Consider the following 20,608-nt stretch of genomic DNA (forward strand, 5'->3'; position numbering starts at 1 on the left):
TCAAATCATTATTTAGCGAATTAATCTCATGACATTTGCATTCGTATTTCCAGGCCAAGGTTCTCAATCGGTTGGCATGCTCAATTCTATTGCGCAGCGCCCAGAGGTACGCGCAACATTACAAGAGGCCTCAGATGCTTTGGGCGAGGACGTCACCAAACTGATCGCTGAAGGCCCTGCAGAGGCCTTGTCATTAACTACCAATACGCAGCCAGTGATGTTGACTGCTGGTGTGGCTTTTTATCGTGCCTGGTTAGCTGCCGGTGGCGCTACTCCAAAAGTGATGGCTGGTCATAGCCTCGGTGAATACTCTGCCTTGGTGGCATCGGGCGTAATTTCTTTTAAAGACGCTGTTCCGTTGGTGCGTTTTCGTGCTGAGGCAATGCAAAGTGCAGTACCGGTTGGTACTGGCGGTATGGCTGCCATTTTAGGTTTAGATGATGCAACTGTCATTAAGGTTTGCGCTGAAGCGAGTGCAGCATCTGGTGGCGTTGTTGAGGCCGTGAATTTCAATGCCCCGGGTCAGGTAGTGATTGCTGGTGCAAGTGATGCGGTCACTAAGGCATGTGAGTTATTGAAGGCTGCCGGTGCAAAACGTGCATTGCCATTGCCGGTGTCTGCACCGTTCCATTCTTCTTTATTGCAGCCGGCTTCTGAAAAACTCAAAGGCTACTTAGCCAATATTGAATTCAACGCCCCAAGCATTTCTGTCATCAATAACGTGGATGTGGAAATCTTAAATGATCCTGTAGCGATTAAAGATGCGTTGGTGCGCCAAGCTGCTAAGCCTGTTCGCTGGCAAGAAACGATTCAGGCAATGGCGGGTCAAGGAATCACCCAAGTGGTTGAGTGTGGTCCTGGCAAGGTATTGGCGGGTCTCACCAAGCGTATTCATGATCAAGTCACAGGCGTACCGGTATTTGATGACGCCAGCTTGAATGAAGTTCTGGCAAGCTTGAAATAAAACAATCGACATAGCGGAAGATAAATATGAATCTCGACTTAAGTGGACAAATTGCTTTGGTAACTGGCGCCTCACGGGGCATTGGCCAGGCGATTGCAGATGAGTTAGTGAAGTGTGGTGCAAAGGTAATTGGTACTGCTACGTCAGAAAGTGGCGCCAAAGCGATTGATGAGCGTTTAAAGGCTTCGGGTGGCGCAGGCAAAGTGTTGAATGTGACTGCACCAAATGCTTGTGAAGAAATAATCGACCTGATCGTGAAAGAATATGGTGGCATCAATATTTTGGTGAATAACGCTGGCATCGCGCGTGACAACTTAGCTATGCGCATGAAGTCCGAAGAGTGGACCGATGTAATTGACACTAATTTAAGTTCAGTCTTCCGCCTGTCTCAAGCAGTGATGCGCCCAATGATGAAGGCTCGCGGTGGCCGCATTATTAACATCACCTCTATTGTTGGTCATATGGGCAATCCTGGTCAGGCGAATTACGCTGCTGCCAAAGCAGGCGTTTCTGGAATGACCCGTGCCTTGGCTCGTGAAATTGGTAGCCGCAATATCACCGTCAATTGTGTGGCTCCTGGATTTATTGATACTGATATGACTCGCGCTTTGAGTGAAGAACAGCAAAATGCCCTCAAAGTGAACATTCCTTTGGCGCGTTTGGGTAGTCCTGAGGATGTTGCTCAGGCGGTGGCCTTTTTGGCCTCTCCGGCGGCTGGATACATTACGGGTAATACCCTACATGTCAATGGCGGACTATATTTAGCCTAACGGCAAAGCTAGGATTTGGTCATTTTTAGGCGAATTTGCTAATTCGGTCCGCCAAACTGATAAAATCCTTTTCATCGTTTTTTACAACCCCTGGGGAAATTAATGGACAACATCGAACAACGCGTTAAGAAAATCGTCGCTGAGCAATTAGGCGTCGCAGAAGGAGAAATCAAGAATGAATCTTCTTTCGTGAACGACTTGGGCGCTGACTCTCTTGACACTGTTGAGCTGGTTATGGCTTTGGAAGATGAATTCGGTATCGAAATTCCTGATGAGGAAGCTGAAAAGATCACTACAGTTCAGCTCGCGATCGACTTCGCTAAATCAAAAGCTCAGGGTTAATTCCCTAGCCTAGGTATTACTGTGTCAGCATCAAATGGCCGACGCCGGGTAGTAGTTACCGGCCTTGGTCTCATCTCACCTGTTGGTAACTCGGTTGATGTCGCTTGGTCTAATTTGCTTGCGGGTAAATCAGGCATAGCGACCATCACTAAGTTTGACCACACTCCACTGAGCGTTCATTTCGCTGGAGAGGTGAAAGATTTCAATGTCGAAGAATATGTATCTGCCAAAGAGGCGCGCCATATGGATACCTTTATCCATTACGGCATTGCTGCAGGTACGCAAGCGATTCGCGACAGCGGTCTAGAGATCACAGAGCAAAACGCCGAGCGCGTAGGTGTGATGGTTGGTTCCGGTATCGGCGGCCTGCCAATGATTGAGGAAACGGGTGCTGAGTTATTGGCTCGTGGCCCTCGTCGTATCTCACCATTCTTTGTGCCGGGATCAATCATTAATATGATTTCTGGTCATCTCAGCATCTTGTTTGGACTCAAAGGTCCAAACGTTGCTGCAGTAACTGCTTGCACCACTGGTTTGCATAGTATTGGTTTGGCTGCACGCTTAATTCAGTACGGTGATGCTGATGTTATGGTTGCAGGTGGTGCTGAATCCACCATCTCTGCATTAGGCGTTGGTGGCTTTGCTTCTGCAAGAGCACTCTCTACCCGTAATGATGATCCTGCAACGGCATCACGTCCTTGGGATAAAGACCGAGATGGTTTTGTTCTGGGCGAAGGTGCTGGCGTTATTGTGCTCGAAGAGTACGAGCATGCAAAAGCACGCGGTGCAAAAATCTATTGTGAGTTACTTGGCTTCGGTATGAGCGGCGACGCGTATCACATGACCGCTCCAAATATGGATGGCCCACGTCGTTGTATGGTGAATGCTATGCGCGACGCTGGCTTAAATGCGGATCAAATTCAGTACATTAATGCTCACGGCACCTCAACTCCATTGGGTGATAAGAACGAAACTGGCGCGATTAAGGCTGCCTTAGGCGATCATGCCAAAAAGACTTTAATTAACTCTACTAAGTCTATGACTGGCCACCTTTTGGGCGGTGCTGGCGGCCTGGAGTCTGTTTTCACGATTTTGGCTCTTCATAACCAAAAATCGCCACCTACTATCAATATCTTTAACCAAGACCCTGAGTGTGATTTGGACTACTGCGCCAATACTGCTAGGGACGTGAAGATTGACCATGCAGTCAAAAACAACTTTGGCTTTGGGGGTACTAACGGTACCTTGATTTTTGGCAAACTGACCTAATATTCTCTTTATCTTCATTGTTGGTTTTCACCAAGTAGGTCTATAGCATTATGAAAAAGTATTTAATTGCGCTCTTGGCTATTTTGAGTCTGGGGCAAATCGCATTTATTCCATCCGCCTCTGCGCAAAATCCTCGCGTCAGCATTCCTGACTTTGCGGATTTGGTTGAGCGTGCGAGTCCAGCCGTTGTCAATATCCGAACCACTGAAAAAGTAGTGCAGCAACAGGCTCAGGGTGGCATTCCGGGGATGCCTGAAGATCAGGCCGAATTCTTCCGTCGTTTCTTTGGTGTACCGATTCCTGGAATGCCAGGTGGACCTAAACAGGCGCAACCAAATCCTGGCAAACCACAAGAAGCAGATCGTGGTGTGGGTTCTGGTTTCATTATTGAGTCCAACGGTTTGATCTTGACAAATGCTCACGTGGTTGAGGGCGCCACTACTATCTATGTAACATTGACAGATAAGCGTGAGTTCAAAGCAAAGCTACTCGGTATGGATAAGCGTACTGACGTTGCCGTTGTCAAAATTGAAGCGCGAGATCTACCGAAGTTGCCTTTAGGTGACTCATCTAGAGTGCGTGTGGGTGAATGGGTGTTGGCGATTGGCTCCCCGTTTGGCCTTGAGAACACGGTCACTGCAGGCATTGTCTCGGCTAAGAGCCGTGACACTGGTGACTACTTGCCTTTCATTCAGACTGACGTTGCAGTTAATCCAGGGAACTCTGGAGGACCACTCTTAAATACTGCTGGTCAAGTGATTGGCATTAACTCTCAAATTTTTAGTCGCTCTGGCGGTTACATGGGTATCTCCTTTGCGATTCCAATTGATGAAGCAATGCGTGTAGCAGATCAGTTACGCACTAATGGCAAGATGACTCGGGGTCGCATTGGTGTTGCATTGGGTGAGATGACTAAGGAGGTGGCTGAGAGTTTGGGCTTAGGCAAACCTCGTGGCGCCTATGTTCGTAATGTCGAACCAGGTGGTCCTGCCGCTGCTGGTGGAATTGAAGCGGGCGATGTGATTCTGAGTTTTAACGGTCGCGATATTGCTAGATCAACCGACTTACCAAGAGTAGTTGGCGAAACTAAGCCCGGAACTTCAGCGCCATTGCAAGTTTGGCGCAAGGGTGCGACTCGTGATTTAACCGTAACGGTTGCAGACACAGACTCCACTCAGGCAGCCAACAAGAAGTCTGATGCGCCTGCAGCAAACGCCAATAGCGCAAATGCCTTAGGGGTGGCTGTTAGCGATCTCTCGGACGCTAAAAAGAAGGATTTGAATATCAAAGGCGGGGTTGAGGTGACTGGTTTAGGGGAAGGGCCCTTGGCTAGAGCCGGAATTCGCCCTGGAGATGTCATTATTCGGGTTGCAGATGCCGATATTACGGGTGTCAAGCAGTTTGAGGCGTTAGTGAAGGGCTTGGATGCTAATAAGGCGGTCCCGGTCTTCATACGGCGCGCTGACAGTACTTTGGTGGTGCCTGTAAGGCCTAAATAACCCTATTTTGAGCCCTAAAATGGGGATTGGCGCCTTTTGGGCGCCACCCATTACAATCACTTTAAGACGACTTTTTGCAGCGCATCATCGTGGTGCGTTCTGACAAGGCGTTTTTTGAATGACCTATAAGACGCTATGGATTTAATCCGCAATTTTTCTATCATCGCCCATATCGATCACGGCAAATCGACGCTTGCTGATCGCATTATTCAACTATGTGGCGGTCTTTCTGATCGCGAAATGGAAGCCCAAGTTCTTGACTCAATGGATATTGAGCGTGAGCGCGGCATTACGATTAAAGCTCAAACTGCAGCTTTAAATTACAAGGCTAAAGACGGCAAGATTTACAACATCAATCTTATTGATACTCCGGGACACGTTGACTTCTCTTATGAGGTAAGCCGCTCCTTATCTGCCTGTGAAGGCGCGTTGCTGGTGGTAGACGCTAGTCAAGGTGTTGAGGCTCAAACAGTGGCCAACTGCTACATGGCACTGGAGTTGGGTGTCGAAGTTGTACCGGTACTGAATAAGATTGATTTACCCCAGGCAGATCCTGAGCGCGCTAAAAAAGAAATTGAAGACGTCATTGGTATTGATGCGTCTGAAGCAGTCACTTGCTCAGCCAAAACAGGTTTGGGTGTTGAGGATGTGATCGAGGAAATGATTGCTAGGGTGCCCCCACCAACCGGCAATGCAACAGACCCATTACAAGCCTTGATCATTGACTCCTGGTTTGATAACTACGTAGGCGTTGTCATGCTGGTGCGCGTTGTGAATGGCACCTTAAAGCCAAAAGAAAAAATTACCTTAATGGCTAATGGTTCAAGTCATTTAGTTGAGCACGTCGGCGTGTTCAGTCCGAAGTCTGTGGACCGTCCAGAGTTATCTGCTGGTCAAGTAGGTTTTGTGATTGCTGGCATTAAAGAATTAAAAGCAGCTAAGGTAGGCGATACAGTGACGCATTCTCCGGGACAGCAAGGCAGAGCCCCTGCTGCTGCACCGTTACCTGGTTTTAAAGAGGTTAAGCCACAAGTATTTGCTGGTTTGTATCCAGTCGAGTCTAGCGAATACGATCAGTTACGTGAATCCTTAGAGAAGTTGCAGCTCAATGATGCCTCGCTCTTGTATGAGCCAGAGGTTTCTCAGGCGCTTGGTTTTGGTTTCCGTTGTGGCTTCTTGGGTTTGTTGCACATGGAGATTGTGCAAGAGCGCTTAGAGCGTCAGTACGGAATGAATCTCATCACTACCGCTCCAACGGTGGTGTATCAGGTGGAGCAATCTGATGGCTCGATCATATTGGTAGACAATCCATCGAAGATGCCTGAGGCCAGCAAGATCAATACGATTCTTGAGCCTATCGTGACAGTGAATTTATATATGCCCCAAGAGTATGTGGGTGCAATCATTACCTTATGCGTTGGTAAGCGCGGCATTCAGATGGATATGAATTACCTCGGTCGTCAGGTCAAACTGACTTATGAGTTGCCAATGGCTGAGATCGTTTTAGACTTCTTTGACAAAATGAAATCCATCTCACGTGGCTATGCCTCGATGGATTATGAATTCAAAGAATATCGCCCGGCAGACGTGGTAAAGGTAGATATCCTCATTAATAGCGAGCGAGTGGATGCACTCTCTGTGATTGTTCACAGAAGCAATAGTCAGCATCGCGGCCGTGAAGTGGTTGCCAAGATGCGCGGCATCATTCCCCGTCAAATGTTTGATGTAGCGATTCAGGCGGCCATTGGTAGCAATATTGTGGCGCGTGAGAACGTCAAAGCTTTGCGTAAGAACGTCTTGGCTAAGTGCTACGGCGGAGATATTTCTCGTAAGCGCAAGCTATTAGAGAAGCAAAAAGAAGGTAAGAAGCGTATGAAGCAGGTGGGTAACGTAGAGATTCCACAAGAAGCCTTCTTGGCGATTCTGCAGGTGGAGGATTAATGAACTTTGCTCTCATCCTCTTCATCCTCGTAATCATTTCTGGAATTGCTTGGGTTGCTGACAAACTTCACTTTGCCCCGCAAAGACGTTTGGCTGGCAATGATCGTATGCCTTTATGGCTTGAGTACACAGCCGGCTTCTTTCCGGTCATTTGTGCAGTCTTTGTATTACGATCCTTTATTGCTGAGCCCTTCAAGATTCCTTCTGGCTCCATGATCCCGACTTTGCAAATTGGTGATTTCATCTTGGTGAATAAATTCACCTATGGCATTCGTTTGCCAGTGATTAATCAAAAGATAGTAGATCTTGGTTCCCCTAAGCGTGGCGATGTTGTTGTGTTTCGTTACCCGCGGGATGAGTCGGTCGATTACATCAAGCGTGTAGTGGCTTTGCCAGGCGATGAAATCACTTATGAAAATAAACGCTTAACAATCAATGGCCAACCCCTGCAATATAGCGGGGGCGAATCATATCTTGATCCTGAGAGCATGCGTTATGCCAAGCGTTTTACGGAAACCTTCCCAGTAGATTTGGGCGGCAACCGTCATGAGATCCTCAATGACCCCGATCGTCCGTCTGCTGTATTTCCGATGGAGCGTTTCCCGGGTTCTGAATTCTGTCAGTATCAGCAGTCTGGTATGACATGTAAGGTGCCTGCAGGACATTACTTTGCGATGGGTGATAACCGCGATAACAGCGCAGACTCACGCTACTGGGGTTTTGTGCCAGATAAAAACATTGTTGGTAAGGCCTTCTTTGTTTGGCTTAATTTGGGCAATCTTGGCCGTATAGGCGGATTCGAGTAAACATCATGAATGCGCGCGCCGTTATCGAAATTGGACCGCTGCAAGAGCGCCTTGGATACACCTTCAAGAAACCAGAGTTACTAAATCAAGCCCTGACTCACCGGAGTCATAGCAAGAAAAATAATGAGCGCCTTGAGTTTTTGGGAGACTCTATTCTCAATTGCGTCGTCGCTGAAATGCTCTATGAGCGATATTCCGATTTAGATGAGGGTGATCTCTCAAGAGTGCGTGCCAATTTGGTGAAGCAACAAGCCCTATATGAAATCGCCCAAACTTTATCTTTGTCGGATTACTTACGCTTAGGTGAAGGTGAGTTGAAGAGCGGGGGCTTCCGTCGTCCTTCAATCCTTGCAGACACATTAGAGGCAGTTACAGGGGCTATCTTCATGGATGGCGGTTTTGAGGCAGCGAAGACGAGCTTACGTAAGCTATATTCCATTATCTTGGCGCACGTTGATCCAAAAACTTTAGGTAAAGATGACAAAACGCTTTTACAAGAGTGTTTACAAGGCTACCAATTGCCATTGCCAACCTACAACGTTACCGGCACTACTGGTGCTGCACACAATCAACAGTTTGAGGTTGAGTGCTTAATTCCTAGTCATAAGGTAGCTGTTAAAGGTGAGGGCGCGTCACGTCGTGCCGCTGAGCAAGCTGCAGCAAAGCTGGCATTAATTGCCATGCTAAAGGCATTGCCACAAGAATCTCGAAAACCTAAAAAGACTCGGTCAGCCAAAAAGAAAGCAGCTAAAAAAGAAGTGACCGAAGAGCAGTTCAATCTTAAGCTGAAGGGCTAATTGTGTTTAGATGCGGCACTATCGCCATTGTTGGGCGTCCTAATATGGGTAAATCAACTCTTCTGAATGCCTTGGTTGGTCAGAAGATCAGTATTACCTCTCGTAAAGCGCAAACGACACGTCATCGTATTTTAGGTATTCAAAATCGCGAAGAAGCGCAATTCATCTTTATTGATACGCCTGGTTTTCAGACACGTTTAATGAATACTCTAAACAAGGCACTCAATCGCACGGTTACAACTGCCTTGCAGGATGTCAACGTAGCGTGCTTTGTAGTTGAGGCGGGTTACTTTGGCGAAGATGACAAAAAAGTATTGAAGTTGCTTCCGGATGATTTGCCAGTGGTTTTGGTGTTAAACAAGTTGGATTTATTTAATAGCCGCTTTCAGACTCCATCTGAGCGCGACCAGGCTTTGCTGAGTTTTATTAAAGAGATGGCTCGCCCTTGGTGTGAGTTAGGCGGCCATGAGGACCAGAAGTGCGAGTTTGCTGAAATCGTGCCGATGAGTGCCAAGAGCCCAGGCGATATCGAAAGATTATTGGATGTGCTTGAAGGCTATTTGCCTGAAGCTGAGGCTGTATATGATGGTGATACCATCACGGATCGTAGCGAGCGCTTCTTAGCAGCAGAAATTCTGCGTGAAAAAGTATTCCGTTTCACTGGCGAAGAGTTGCCTTACACCAGCACTGTAGTGATTGATCAATTTAAGATGGATGGCAAGATGCGTCGCATTGCAGCAACCATTTTGGTTGACCGGGATAGTCATAAAGCGATGATCATCGGTCAAAAGGGTGATCGTCTTAAAAAGATTTCTACTGATGCCCGTATCGATATGGAAAAGCTTTTTGATGGCAAGGTCTTTTTGGAGACTTGGGTCAAAGTGAAACGCGGCTGGGCTGATGATCGAGCTGAATTGCGGGCTCAAGGTCTGGAATAAATTCAATGGCCTCGATTCGCATTGCTGACGAGCCTGCTTTTGTATTGCATAGCATTCCCTATAAAGAAACCAGCTTAATTCTGGATGTCTTTACTCGGCAATATGGCCGGATGGCTTTAATTGCTAAAGGCGCCAAGCGTCCTCACTCCACATTGCGTCCGGTTTTGCAGCGCTTTCAGCCGCTCCTAGTTTCTTGGAGCGGTAAATCCGAGTTACGTACCTTAACAAAGTCAGAGTGGGTGGGAGGTATGCCTTCATTGGTGGGCGATGCTCTGCTTTGTGGCTTCTATCTCAATGAATTACTTGTGAAGTTTTTGGCGCGTGAGGATGATTACGAGAAGCTCTATGATCGCTATGCTGAAACCATTAACGCCTTATCTAATTTAGAATTTGAATCTAAAGGATTAGAAGAAATCCTGCGCCCCTTTGAGTTATCCCTTCTCCAAGAGACGGGTTATGCAGCTGCTTTAGACCGCTGTGTTGAAACCAATGAATCGCCTATCGCACATGAGCAGTATGTATATCAACCAGAGCGTGGAGTTCGTCCAGTTCAGGTGGATGATCCAGGGCATTGGCCAGTACTTACAGGAAAATCATTGTTAGCCATTGCTATCGGGGATTTTTCGGACCCAGAAACGCTTTCTGAGAGTAAGCAATTAATGCGCTTTTTGCTCGGCTTGCACTTACAGGATCAGGTTTTGACAACCCGTCAGATTTTGATTGATTTGAAGAAAATCTAGTAATCTATATAAATGAATAGCCCCCAAACCATTGAACTGGGTATCAATATTGACCACGTTGCCACTTTGCGTAATGCACGTGGCACGGTTTATCCTGACCCGCTAAGAGCGGCAGCCTTGGCTGAGGAGGCGGGCGCAGATCTCATTACGCTGCATCTACGTGAAGATCGTCGTCATATTAAAGATGCTGATTTATTGGCTTTACGCCCACTCATTAAAACGCGTATGAATCTCGAGTGCGCAGTAACGCCTGAGATGATTGATATTGCGTGCAAGGTAAAACCGCACGATGTATGTTTAGTGCCAGAGAAGCGCGAAGAGGTTACTACTGAGGGTGGTTTGGATGTGGTAGGTCACTTTGATGCTGTTAAAACAGCTACCAAGAAATTAATGGATGCTGGAATTCGGGTCTCTCTTTTTATTGACCCTGAGGAAAAGCAAATCCAAGCCGCTAAAGATGTTGGTGCAACTGTAGTCGAGCTGCACACCGGTCGTTATGCCGATTTAGACGGTGCCGAGCAGGTAAAAGAATTAGAGCGTATTCGTAAGGCTGCAATCTTTGGAAAGCGTATTGGCATGAGGGTGAACGCCGGTCATGGTTTGCATGAAGGCAATGTAATGCCTATTGCAGCTATCACCCAATTATCTGAACTCAATATTGGCCATGCCATTGTTGCCGAGGCCTTATTTAAAGGTTGGCAAAAAGCAATTACTGATATGAAGGCCTTGATGATTCAGGGTAGAGCAAGCGCTTAAGCATCAATAACAAAAAACTACTGACATCAATGATCATCGGTATCGGCACTGACATTCTGCAGATTGAGCGCTTACAAGCAGCTTACGATCGCACTAATGGTCGCTTAGCCGAAAAAATTCTTGGTCCTGATGAGATGCTGGTATTCAAACACCGCCTCTCTAGAAACCACAAACGCGGTATTGCCTTCTTGGCAACCCGTTTTGCCGCGAAAGAAGCCTTTTCAAAAGCGATTGGATTAGGCATGAGAATGCCAATGACTTGGCGCTCACTCCAAACTTTAAATGAGCCTAGCGGTAAACCAGTCACCTCATACCTAGGTGCTTTAGCTCTATTTATGCAAGAAAAAAATTGGGAAGCTCACGTCACTGTGAGTGATGAACAAGATATGGCAATTGCGCATGTCATTGTGACGCAAAAATAACTCCAGAAATTAATATACAAAGAGGAAGAGATGAATAAAGCGACCATGAATCCAGGCCCAATTACATTAGATGTAGTTGGGCAGGAATTAAATGCTGAGGATCGTCGCCGTATCTTGCACCCTTTAACTGGTGGCGTCATTTTATTTGGCCGGAACTTTGCTAATCGCCAGCAGCTCACAAAACTCACCGCTGCGATTAAAAAATTACGTCCTGATGTGTTGATTTCAATTGACCATGAGGGTGGTCGAGTGCAGCGCGCTAAGACTGATGGCTTTACTCACCTGCCTGCAATGCGCAAATTGGGCGAGTTGTGGAGTGCTAAAAGCAACTCTACTCATCCTGCAGAGTCTGCTGCGATCGCTATGGCGGCAGCTACTGCTTGTGGTTATATGCTGGCAGCCGAGTTACGGGCTTGTGGTGTTGATTTCAGTTTCACACCAGTTCTAGATTTGGATTTTGGTCGAAGCGGTGTGATTGGTGATCGATCTTTTAGTCGTGATCCACAAATTGTTTTTGCTCTAGCGAAAAGTTTGAACGAAGGCTTGCGTCTTGCGGGGATGGCTAACTGTGGCAAGCACTTTCCAGGCCATGGTTGGGCTGAGGCTGATTCACACGTAGCCATTCCAGTGGACGAACGAAGCTTAAAAGAAATCCTAAATGATGATGCTAAGCCTTATGAGTGGCTTGATCTCAGCTTGGCTTCCGTGATGCCAGCGCATGTGATTTATCCGAAGGTGGATAAGAACCCAGCAGGCTTTTCTAAGGTCTGGCTGCACTCTATCTTGCGCCAGGAATTAGGATTCGAAGGCGTGATCTTTAGTGATGACCTGTCAATGGAGGGCGCAAGCGTTGCAGGCTCTGTAGTGAAGGGTGCCGAGATGGCTTTAGAAGCTGGCTGTGATGCAGTGCTTATCTGCAACCGTCCAGATCTTGCCGATCAATTGCTCTCAAAACTCAAAGTTTCAAAAGCAAAACAAGCGGAATCTGCAACACGGTTAAATCGTCTCATGCCATTAGCGCCAGCGCCAACATGGGGCGAGTTGCAAAATGAGGCCCAGTATCAGCACGCTAAAGGCTTGCTTTCACAGCTAGGTTTGATTGTTGAGTAAATTAAATTCATTCGTAGAAATAAAAAAGCCCGGCATGCCGGGCTTTTTACATCGTAACAAGCTATTTGCAAATTAGTTAGCGCGGCTACGATATTCACCGGTGCGAGTATCGATTTCGATCTTGTCGCCAGTGTTGCAGAACAATGGAACTTGCAATTCATAGCCAGTAGCCAATTTTGCGTTCTTCAATACTTTGCCTGAACTAGTATCACCTTTAACTGCTGGCTCTGTGTAAATGATTTCACGAACTAATGAGTTAGGCATCGCTACTGAGAGTGCTTTACCTTCGTAGAACACCACTTCACAAGGCATGCTTTCTTCGAGGTAGTTCAGTGCATCACCCATGAATTCGGCTTCAACTTCATACTGGTTATATTCAGTATCCATAAATACATACATTGGATCTGCAAAATAAGAGTAAGTGCATTCTTTCTTGTCGAGGATCACAACATCAAATTTGTCATCAGCTTTATAAACACCTTCATTTGGCGCGCCAGTTAACAAATTCTTGAATTTCATCTTCACAACTGAGGAGTTGCGGCCAGAGCGGCTGTATTCGGCCTTTAAAACGACCATGGCATCAGTGCCAATCATTACTACGTTACCAACGCGGAGTTCTTGTGCTGTTTTCATCTTGCTATTCCTGGGGGCAGAGCTAATTTTCTGCAGTTTTTATCAAAAACAAGATTGTAACCGCCCGCAAGCCTTTATTGCTTGGGATTAGGCGACAAAGCGGATTAAACGCGCTGGCAAGCCACCATCTGCTTGCTTTTCCAGTAAATGAGCACGCCAGTGCTTGGCATGTGTATTCCAGATACCCAAGCTATCGAACCATACGTTTGGCATCGCCCAGGTCATTGCCGCAATCGTGGCAAGCCTTAATTCTTGACTAGCATCCTCTAGATATAGATCCAGAAAGGCAGCTAATTTGACTTCATGGGCGCGATCTTCTTGGGGGTAAATATGCCAAATAAATGGTTTGCCTGCTAGCTGGGCTCGCACAAAAGAATCTTCACCACGGACGATATTGAAATCACATTGCGATAGCACCCAGTCATATTCATCTTGGCATGCGAATGGCATGGATAGCAACTGTAAATTTTTGGTTAAAGAGATTGGCTGCGCTCCATAAAGATTGAGTTGCTCTGCATGACCATGGGTAAGTAAGACATCAATATCTTCACCAAGGTTAGCTAAATCAGCTAACCATTTTTTAAGAGGCGCTCCTGGGTAGCAAAAGATGCTAATTCGTTTTGCATTGGGACGCATCTTCGACCAGATGACTTGTAGGTCTTTCGGTATTTGTTTCTCGGTGAGATGACCTTCTGCTGGAATGGGATCGAGCAGTAGCCCGCCTGCTTCATCTTGAAAGCCGGGAAAGAAAAAATACTTCGGAATACCATGAGATTGAGGAGATGCCTTGCCATGAAACTCGGTCACCCAAGGTTCCGCACTCAAATACTCTAGGTTAATGATGATGGGCTTAATGGGGGCAATAAACAGTCCTGCAAGATAGCGTTCTGGTAAGTCGCATCCAAAAGCCTCAATCACAACATCGGATATCTGTACCGGATGTCTGGCATTGGTATAGCTTGCTTCCCATGGCTGCAGGTCAATTCTTTGCTTAATAACTGGATCTACGCCCGAAGCGAGTAAATTAAGGGTTGGCAGATCATCGCAAAAAATACGGACCTCTTGCCCATGAATGCTTGATAAGCTTCGGGCTAGACGCCAGCAAACACCAGCATCACCATAGTTATCGACGATTTGACAGAAAATATCCCAACGCATGAGTAATTCGCTTTTTGAAACCCTTCAGCAGGATGTTAAACGGCTACCCGGATTGCCGGGGGTATATCGCTTTTTTGATGAAGCGGGACATATTCTGTATGTAGGCAAAGCTCGCAACCTTAAAAAGCGTGTTTCTAGTTATTTTCAACGCACCCAGTTATCACCGCGTATTGAGCTGATGGTGGGCAAAATTGCCCGCTATGAGACAACGGTAACACGGACAGAAACTGAAGCCCTTATTCTAGAGAACAATCTCATTAAAGAGTTGGCTCCACCATTCAATATTCTGTTTCGTGATGACAAGTCATATCCCTATGTCATGTTAACGGGGCATCAGTTCCCCAGATTAGCTTCTTACCGTGGGAAAATTGATAAACGTAATCATTACTTTGGACCATTTCCCAATAGCTGGGCGGTGCGGAATAGCGTGCAGATTCTGCAAAAGGTATTCCGCCTAAGAACCTGTGAGGACTCGGTATTTAAGAATCGCAGTCGTCCCTGTCTATTGCATCAAATTCATCGCTGTAGCGCTCCTTGTGTTGGTCGTCTGAGTGTTGAACAGTATGGTCAAGATGTGGCTCAAGCCACCCGTTTTCTAGAGGGCGACCATAGTCAAGTTTTATCTGAGCTTGAAAAAGAAATGCACAAGCATAGCGAATCAATGGAATTTGAGATGGCCGCCGTATTGCGTGATCGCATTGCAGACTTGTCTAGCGTTTTACAGCAGCAATCGATGGACACGGTTGCTGACGGCGAGGGTGACGTTGACATCATCGCAGTTGCGCAAATGGAGGGTATGGTTTGCGTCAACTTAGCAATGGTACGAGGTGGACGTCACTTGGGTGATAGGGCATATTTCCCCAAAGGATTACGCACTATTTCTGGTGAGTTACCGCCTCCTACAGAGATATTAGAAGCCTTTATTGCTCAGCATTATTTAGAAGAGCATGCAGATGAGACAAGTACTAATTTAATTCCGCCTGTATTGGTTTTAAATCATGCTTTGCAATCAGCAAGTGATGATCTAACTCAGTTAAGCGAATCTCCCCCTGAAGATTTGCATGAGCTATTAAATTCACAAGCAGGTAGAAAAATTACTTTCTTACATCAACCTCAGGGGCAAAGACGTCACTGGCTTGCAATGGCTGAAGGTAATGCCAAGATTGCTTTAACTAAGCGATTGGTAGAGACTGGTGGTCAGTTAGCAAGAGCGCGCGCATTAGCTGATGTACTCAGTCTCGAGCTAGAGAGTCTTGAGCAGTTGCGAATTGAGTGTTTTGATATTAGCCATACTTCAGGTGAAGCAACCCAAGCATCTTGTGTGGTTTACGCGAAGAATGCAATGCAATCGAGTGAGTACCGACGCTTCAATATCAATGACATTACCCCAGGTGATGATTACGCAGCAATGCGTCAAGTACTACACAGACGTTACGCTAATTTTCAGGAGCTTCCTGTGGAAAAAATCCCGCAGGTCATTTTGATTGATGGCGGTAAAGGTCAGGTTGAAATGGCAAGGCAAGTGCTCTCTGAGTTCGGCATGGATATTGGTTTGATTGTCGGTGTAGCCAAGGGTGAGGGCCGAAAGGTTGGGCTGGAGACGATTATTTTTGCGGACGGGCGCGAACCTTTGGAATTGGGTATCGATAGTGCAGCGCTGCTACTGGTGGCTCAGATACGGGATGAGGCCCATCGCTTTGCCATTACCGGCATGCGGGCTAAACGCGCTAAAGCAAGGACGATTTCTCGCTTAGAAGAAATTGAGGGTATCGGTGCCAAGCGTCGTCAAAAGTTGCTTGCGCGATTTGGCGGTCTAAAAGGCGTTGCCAATGCCAGTGTTGAAGAGATTGCCAGTGTGGAGGGTGTCTCTTTAACGCTGGCTGAGCAGATATATCGCCAGCTTCACTAGAGCTGCTCTACTTAGTTTATGCTTAGCAAATGCCCTTCAATCTACCGATCGCCTTAACCTGGTTGCGTGTTGCAGCGATTCCGCTCCTAGTGGTGGTGTTTTATCTTCCAAATTCTTGGCTCACTCCATTTGAGAAGAATCTGATTGCGGCAATCATCTTTATTTCTGCCGCCATTACTGATTGGTTAGATGGATTTTTGGCGCGTCGCTTAAAACAAGAATCGGCGTTTGGACAGTTTTTAGATCCTGTCGCAGACAAACTCATTGTTGCTGCTGCATTGCTAGTTTTATTAAATATGGATCGGGTGCAAGTTTGGGTGGCCCTCATCATCATTGGTCGAGAAATTACTATTTCAGCTCTGAGGGAGTGGATGGCGTTATTAGGCGCTGGAAAAAGCGTGGCGGTTCACATGGTTGGTAAGCTCAAAACGACTGCTCAACTCGTAGCAATCCCATTTTTATTGCTCAATGACACATTATTTGGTTGGCTAAATTGCGCGCGATTGGGCACCTGGTTAATTTGGATTGCCTCTTTTTTAACGCTTTGGTCGATGTTTTATTACATGAAAAAAGCCTTGCCGCAGCTTGCTGGAAAAATCGACTAGGCATTACAAAGCCCAGCCAGTTAAGCTTTTGAGGGCCATTGAATTACAGTAAATTTTAGGTTTTACAAGGAATAATGCTTTCTTGTAGATTGTTTGTTAAACTACTGCCCTGTTATGCGGGAATAGCTCAGCTGGTAGAGCGATACCTTGCCAAGGTATAGGTCGGGAGTTCGAACCTCCTTTCCCGCTCCAAGTTCGATGGGAAGCCCTCAAAAGCTTCCCATTTTTGATTTGGGTATATGGCGCGTTGGCCGAGTGGTTAGGCAGGAGCCTGCAAAGCTTCGTACGGGGGTTCGATTCCCTCACGCGCCTCCAACAATTTGTCTTGACGAATTAGGCGCATCACCTAAAATGCTTTTAAATTAGTTAAGTAAATTTGTTAACCATCTAAAACAAAAAATGATCACTACCAATAATCTTAAAGTCAGTGCGATAGCACTGTTTTTGTCAGCTTTATTGGGCGCTTGCGCGAGCTCGGGTGATTCTCCATCTGGCTCCCCACAGGAAGTCCAGGAATTGCAAACCCAGTTACTAGGCGACATGTTGTTACCCCAAGGTGCGCGATTAAACGGTACTGATTCAATCATTATTGGACGTGGCAATGAATGGGTTGGAAGAGCGGTTGTGAATGCCTTGCAAGGCGCTACCGATGTTTATGCATTCTTCCAGTCTGAATATCCTAAGAATGGTTGGACTACAGTAACAGCGGTTAAAGCAAAAACCAGTATTTTGGTTTTCACAAAAGCCGATAGAACTGCAACGATTGAAGTAGTGGATGGTTCATTAGGCGGCCCTAAATCAGTCATTATTATTACTTCATCACCTAAAAATGCAAATGTAGTTGCTCCTGCACGTAAGTAAGGAAATTGCCAATCAGTCTGCTGATTGATGGAAATAAAAAAGGCCTCTTGTCAGAGGCCTTTTGCTTTAGGGGCTCTAGCTTAAAGCCCTTCAGCCCTGATTAAACCAACAGCTTGTCCTTCGACCGCAAAGTTCGGCTGGCGATCATCTACCAAAATATTTTTGAAGTCTGGATTTTCGGCTTGTAATTCGATGATCATACCGTTCGCAGTTTTCTTTTGCTGCCAACGCTTCACAGTAACTTCATCATCAAGGCGAGCAACAACGATGTCTCCATTGCGAACTTCAGTTGTTTTTCTCACAGCCAAATAATCACCATCTAAAATTCCAGCATCGCGCATGCTCATGCCTTTTACTTTTAATAAGTAATCAGCACCTTTGCTAAACAAGCTTGGGTCAATCGGCACATGTTTCTCAATATGTTCTACAGCCATGATGGGGGAACCAGCGGCAACTCTTCCAATCAAGGGCAACGTGAGTTGCTGTAATGCACCCGAGGGTAAAGACAGTTGGCGATATTTATTGCTGTTGTGCGATTGATTAAATCGTTGTGGAATACGAATGCCGCGAGAGGTGCCTGGTGTTAATTCGATATAGCCTTTTTTGGCTAGCGCTCGAAGGTGCTCTTCAGCTGCATTGGCGGAAGCGAATCCCAATTGCGTGGCAATCTCTGCACGAGTGGGTGGAAGACCACTCTCATCGATGGCCTTGGTAATTAACTCCAAAATTTCATTCTGACGTGGAGTGAGCTTTGGGAGGGCAGTCAGCTCCTCCGGAAAATCGACTGTGTTTATGTCCATACTGGGATTGTATACAGCAGTATTTGAGATATCAAGTTATTTAAGGGGGATAATGGGGTATGAGTTCACATCAAAATACTCCTGAAACTTCACCCCATATTCTGGTTTTAGGTATGGGCGGCACAATTGCCGGCCTAGCGCCAAGCCCGGCAGATAATCCTATGCAATATGAGGCTGGCCAAGTGGAAGTTGCCTCTTTGTTAGCTCATATTCAATCTGCCGTACCCGAGAGTATTCAGCTGGTTTCCAGCCAGGTAGCGAATATCAATAGCCGCAACCTCACGGAGCCCTTGCTGACCCTTTTAGGCGAAGCTGTGAGAGAAGCCCTTGCTAATACCTTGGTTAGGGGCGTAGTGATCACTCACGGAACAGACACTCTGGAAGAGACGGGGGTCTTTCTGCAATTGACTTGTGGCAAATATGCTCAAGATTTAGGCAAAAGAGTGATCTTGACTGGCTCGATGTTGCCCGCTAATGCGCCTAAGGCCGATGGACCATCCAACTTGTTGGATGCCATTCGCTGGGCCTCAACCCCAATTGATAACTGCCCTGGCGGTATTTATGCCGTAATGGATGGCAGGGGTTGTTTGGCTATGGATCTTGCAAAACGGCACGGTAGCGCCCTGAATGCCCCCATTCAGGACTCACCTAGTAGTTCGGTTGGACTCATTAACCCATCCTGGCTATACGGCGTAAAGGCGGTTCAGGCCCTCTGGACTGAGGATTTGCCGATTCCAAAGGAAAACGAATGGCCATGGGTGGAAATTTTGACTAGTCATGCTGGTGCTCGTTCAGAGACCATTACCCATTGGCTGAATTCCAAGGTAAAGGGTCTGGTTCTTGCTGGTACTGGGATGGGGAGCATTCACGATGCCTGGAAGGATTCTCTGATTGCTGCGGTAAAGCATGGAATTGCTTTGGTGCGAACCACCAGAACTGGGGCTGGCGAAACCATGCCTAATCTTCCTGAAAAGGATATGGTTGGATGTTTGGCATCAGGCAGTCTGACAGCTCCCAGGGCCAGAATTGCTCTTCAGTTATCTCTCAATGCTGAAAAACAAGCCCAAGCAGCAGGTAAATCCCTGACTTGGCAGGATTTTTTTGCTAGAATAGCGGTCTTGCCTGTAATTCGGTAAGCGCTGAAAAGCGGCTGTAAAAGTGTTGTAAGTTTTACCTACAATTTGTTACTACCTTGTCACACTGGCGCTGGGTTCACAACCATCAGAACTTAGCAAGACGCCCAGGTGACTTAATCCTTAAGGAGTGTTTGATGCGTCATTATGAAATCGTCTTTATCGTCCATCCGGACCAAAGCGAGCAAGTACCAGCAATGATCGATCGTTACAAAGCTACATTAGCAGCTGCGGGCGGCAAAATTCATCGCATGGAAGACTGGGGTCGTCGTCAGATGGCTTACATGATCGACAAGCTTGCTAAAGCCCATTACGTTTGCATGAATATTGAGTGCGACCAGAAAACCCTGGAAGAGCTCGAGCATGCGTTCAAATTTAACGATGCTGTTTTGCGTCACCTCATCATCAAGACTAAGAAAGCCGAAACAGAGCCTTCTATCATGATGAAAGAAGTGCAACGTGAAGAAGCACGTAAATCAGCTCAAGCCGACGCTCCTGTAGCGGCAGCCTAAGTTAGAAATTTGAAGAGGAATACACAGACTAGAAAACGTATCAGAGAAGCGGAGTGGCGTTGAATCATTTCACCCTAACTGCAATCTTGGTATCTAAAGACGCGATTCGATTTACACCAGCAGGAATACCGGTGATGCATTGCCAGCTAGAACATAGCGGCCAAGCAAACGAGGTAGGAGTGGCAAGGAAAATTCAGATGAACGTTGAAGCCATCACAATCGGTCCGATACAAAAGGATCTAGAGCGAATGGATTTAGGAACTGAGGCAGTGTTTGAAGGATTCTTAGCACCCAAGACTCTACGTAATCAAAGACTTGTTTTCCATATTACCCATATTCAATTGAAAAATTAAAGAGGAAATCATCATGGCGTTTGGAAAGAAACCCGATTTCAAAAAGAAACCAGCTCAGAACCCATTGTTCAAGCGTAAGCGTTATTGCCGTTTCACTGTTGCTGGCGTAGAACAGATTGACTACAAAGATGTAGATACATTGAAGGACTTCATTGGCGAAAACGCTAAGATCACTCCTGCTCGTTTGACAGGCACAAAAGCTAAATACCAGCGTCAGTTGGACACTGCTATTAAGCGTGCTCGTTACTTGGCTTTGTTGCCATTCTCCGATCAACACAAGAAATAATTAG

23 protein-coding genes and 2 tRNA genes are annotated in these 20,608 nt (G+C 46.5%); 22 read left to right on the forward strand and 3 right to left on the reverse strand.

What is annotated here, in order from left to right; all coding sequences use genetic code 11:
• The first annotated feature begins 28 nt into the window (after positions 1-28).
• From fabD to nagZ, 13 genes are all read left to right on the forward strand, one after another.
• A complete protein-coding gene (fabD, locus tag AOC20_RS02145; RefSeq protein ID WP_215361076.1) occupies positions 29-964 on the forward strand; it encodes an ACP S-malonyltransferase in 936 nt (311 codons plus the stop codon).
• Positions 965-990: 26 nt separating this feature from the next.
• The gene (gene fabG / locus AOC20_RS02150) at positions 991-1,734 is read left to right on the forward strand and encodes a 3-oxoacyl-ACP reductase FabG (RefSeq protein WP_215361077.1); all 744 of its coding nucleotides are present in this window, start codon (positions 991-993) and stop codon (positions 1,732-1,734) included.
• A 102-nt stretch (positions 1,735-1,836) separates the two neighbouring features.
• Positions 1,837-2,076 carry an acyl carrier protein gene (gene acpP, locus AOC20_RS02155; RefSeq protein ID WP_215361078.1) on the forward strand — a complete coding sequence of 80 codons (240 nt, stop codon included), beginning with the start codon at positions 1,837-1,839 and terminating at the stop codon, positions 2,074-2,076.
• A 21-nt stretch (positions 2,077-2,097) separates the two neighbouring features.
• Positions 2,098-3,345 (forward strand): beta-ketoacyl-ACP synthase II, encoded by a 1,248-nt coding sequence (gene fabF / locus AOC20_RS02160; protein ID WP_215361083.1) that lies wholly within the window; start codon positions 2,098-2,100, stop codon positions 3,343-3,345.
• A 50-nt stretch (positions 3,346-3,395) separates the two neighbouring features.
• Entirely contained in the window at positions 3,396-4,844 is a 1,449-nt protein-coding gene (locus AOC20_RS02165; RefSeq protein ID WP_215361085.1) for a DegQ family serine endoprotease, read from the forward strand.
• 135 nt (positions 4,845-4,979) lie between these two features.
• On the forward strand, positions 4,980-6,785 hold the full coding sequence (lepA, locus tag AOC20_RS02170; RefSeq protein ID WP_215361087.1) for a translation elongation factor 4: 1,806 nt from the start codon (positions 4,980-4,982) through the stop codon (positions 6,783-6,785).
• Positions 6,785-7,591, forward strand: coding sequence for a signal peptidase I (lepB, locus tag AOC20_RS02175; protein WP_215361088.1), 807 nt, complete (start codon positions 6,785-6,787; stop codon positions 7,589-7,591). The genes lepA and lepB overlap by 1 nt, the downstream gene beginning before the upstream one ends.
• A 23-nt stretch (positions 7,592-7,614) precedes the next feature.
• The gene (rnc, locus tag AOC20_RS02180) at positions 7,615-8,388 is read left to right on the forward strand and encodes a ribonuclease III (RefSeq protein WP_215362105.1); all 774 of its coding nucleotides are present in this window, start codon (positions 7,615-7,617) and stop codon (positions 8,386-8,388) included.
• A gap of 44 nt (positions 8,389-8,432) precedes the next feature.
• Positions 8,433-9,326: a GTPase Era gene (gene era, locus AOC20_RS02185; RefSeq protein WP_251373132.1), complete on the forward strand. Its 894-nt coding sequence runs from the start codon at positions 8,433-8,435 to the stop codon at positions 9,324-9,326.
• A 5-nt stretch (positions 9,327-9,331) separates the two neighbouring features.
• On the forward strand, positions 9,332-10,066 hold the full coding sequence (recO, locus tag AOC20_RS02190; protein ID WP_215361091.1) for a DNA repair protein RecO: 735 nt from the start codon (positions 9,332-9,334) through the stop codon (positions 10,064-10,066).
• Between the two features lie 12 nt (positions 10,067-10,078).
• Entirely contained in the window at positions 10,079-10,822 is a 744-nt protein-coding gene (gene pdxJ, locus AOC20_RS02195) for a pyridoxine 5'-phosphate synthase (RefSeq protein ID WP_215361092.1), read from the forward strand.
• 29 nt (positions 10,823-10,851) lie between these two features.
• Positions 10,852-11,244 (forward strand): holo-ACP synthase, encoded by a 393-nt coding sequence (acpS, locus tag AOC20_RS02200; protein ID WP_215361093.1) that lies wholly within the window; start codon positions 10,852-10,854, stop codon positions 11,242-11,244.
• Positions 11,245-11,274: 30 nt separating this feature from the next.
• A complete protein-coding gene (gene nagZ / locus AOC20_RS02205; protein ID WP_215361094.1) occupies positions 11,275-12,354 on the forward strand; it encodes a beta-N-acetylhexosaminidase in 1,080 nt (359 codons plus the stop codon).
• Positions 12,355-12,426: 72 nt separating this feature from the next.
• On the opposite strand, the gene efp is transcribed toward nagZ, so the two are convergent.
• Complete coding sequence (efp, locus tag AOC20_RS02210) at positions 12,427-12,987, reverse strand: elongation factor P (protein WP_114637212.1); 561 nt, start codon at positions 12,985-12,987, stop codon at positions 12,427-12,429.
• A gap of 87 nt (positions 12,988-13,074) precedes the next feature.
• Complete coding sequence (gene earP, locus AOC20_RS02215) at positions 13,075-14,145, reverse strand: elongation factor P maturation arginine rhamnosyltransferase EarP (RefSeq protein WP_215361095.1); 1,071 nt, start codon at positions 14,143-14,145, stop codon at positions 13,075-13,077.
• Between earP and uvrC the strand changes: the two genes are divergently transcribed.
• From uvrC to AOC20_RS02240, 5 genes are all read left to right on the forward strand, one after another.
• Entirely contained in the window at positions 14,144-16,054 is a 1,911-nt protein-coding gene (uvrC, locus tag AOC20_RS02220) for an excinuclease ABC subunit UvrC (RefSeq protein WP_215361096.1), read from the forward strand. The two genes, earP and uvrC, sit on opposite strands and share 2 nt — an antisense overlap.
• Before the next feature lie 29 nt (positions 16,055-16,083).
• Positions 16,084-16,659 carry a CDP-diacylglycerol--glycerol-3-phosphate 3-phosphatidyltransferase gene (gene pgsA, locus AOC20_RS02225; protein ID WP_215361097.1) on the forward strand — a complete coding sequence of 192 codons (576 nt, stop codon included), beginning with the start codon at positions 16,084-16,086 and terminating at the stop codon, positions 16,657-16,659.
• Between the two features lie 116 nt (positions 16,660-16,775).
• A tRNA-Gly gene (locus AOC20_RS02230) sits at positions 16,776-16,851 on the forward strand.
• Positions 16,852-16,900: 49 nt separating this feature from the next.
• Positions 16,901-16,974 (forward strand) — tRNA-Cys (locus AOC20_RS02235).
• 84 nt (positions 16,975-17,058) lie between these two features.
• On the forward strand, positions 17,059-17,520 hold the full coding sequence (locus AOC20_RS02240; RefSeq protein WP_215361098.1) for a hypothetical protein: 462 nt from the start codon (positions 17,059-17,061) through the stop codon (positions 17,518-17,520).
• 80 nt (positions 17,521-17,600) lie between these two features.
• Here AOC20_RS02240 and lexA read toward each other — a convergent pair whose 3' ends face one another.
• Positions 17,601-18,320 carry a transcriptional repressor LexA gene (lexA, locus tag AOC20_RS02245; protein WP_215361099.1) on the reverse strand — a complete coding sequence of 240 codons (720 nt, stop codon included), beginning with the start codon at positions 18,318-18,320 and terminating at the stop codon, positions 17,601-17,603.
• Between the two features lie 59 nt (positions 18,321-18,379).
• On the opposite strand from lexA, the gene AOC20_RS02250 reads away from it, so the two are divergent.
• The 4 genes from AOC20_RS02250 (at position 18,380) to rpsR (ending at position 20,604) form a co-directional block, all read left to right on the forward strand.
• Positions 18,380-19,456, forward strand: coding sequence for an asparaginase (locus tag AOC20_RS02250; protein ID WP_215361100.1), 1,077 nt, complete (start codon positions 18,380-18,382; stop codon positions 19,454-19,456).
• 134 nt (positions 19,457-19,590) lie between these two features.
• The gene (gene rpsF, locus AOC20_RS02255) at positions 19,591-19,965 is read left to right on the forward strand and encodes a 30S ribosomal protein S6 (protein WP_215361101.1); all 375 of its coding nucleotides are present in this window, start codon (positions 19,591-19,593) and stop codon (positions 19,963-19,965) included.
• Between the two features lie 53 nt (positions 19,966-20,018).
• Positions 20,019-20,318 (forward strand): primosomal replication protein N, encoded by a 300-nt coding sequence (gene priB, locus AOC20_RS02260; protein WP_251371550.1) that lies wholly within the window; start codon positions 20,019-20,021, stop codon positions 20,316-20,318.
• A gap of 13 nt (positions 20,319-20,331) precedes the next feature.
• The gene (gene rpsR, locus AOC20_RS02265) at positions 20,332-20,604 is read left to right on the forward strand and encodes a 30S ribosomal protein S18 (RefSeq protein ID WP_011902267.1); all 273 of its coding nucleotides are present in this window, start codon (positions 20,332-20,334) and stop codon (positions 20,602-20,604) included.
• The last annotated feature ends 4 nt before the right edge of the window (positions 20,605-20,608 follow it).

This window comes from Polynucleobacter ibericus, from assembly GCF_018687955.1.
GTDB classification, from domain to species: Bacteria; Pseudomonadota; Gammaproteobacteria; order Burkholderiales; family Burkholderiaceae; genus Polynucleobacter; species Polynucleobacter ibericus.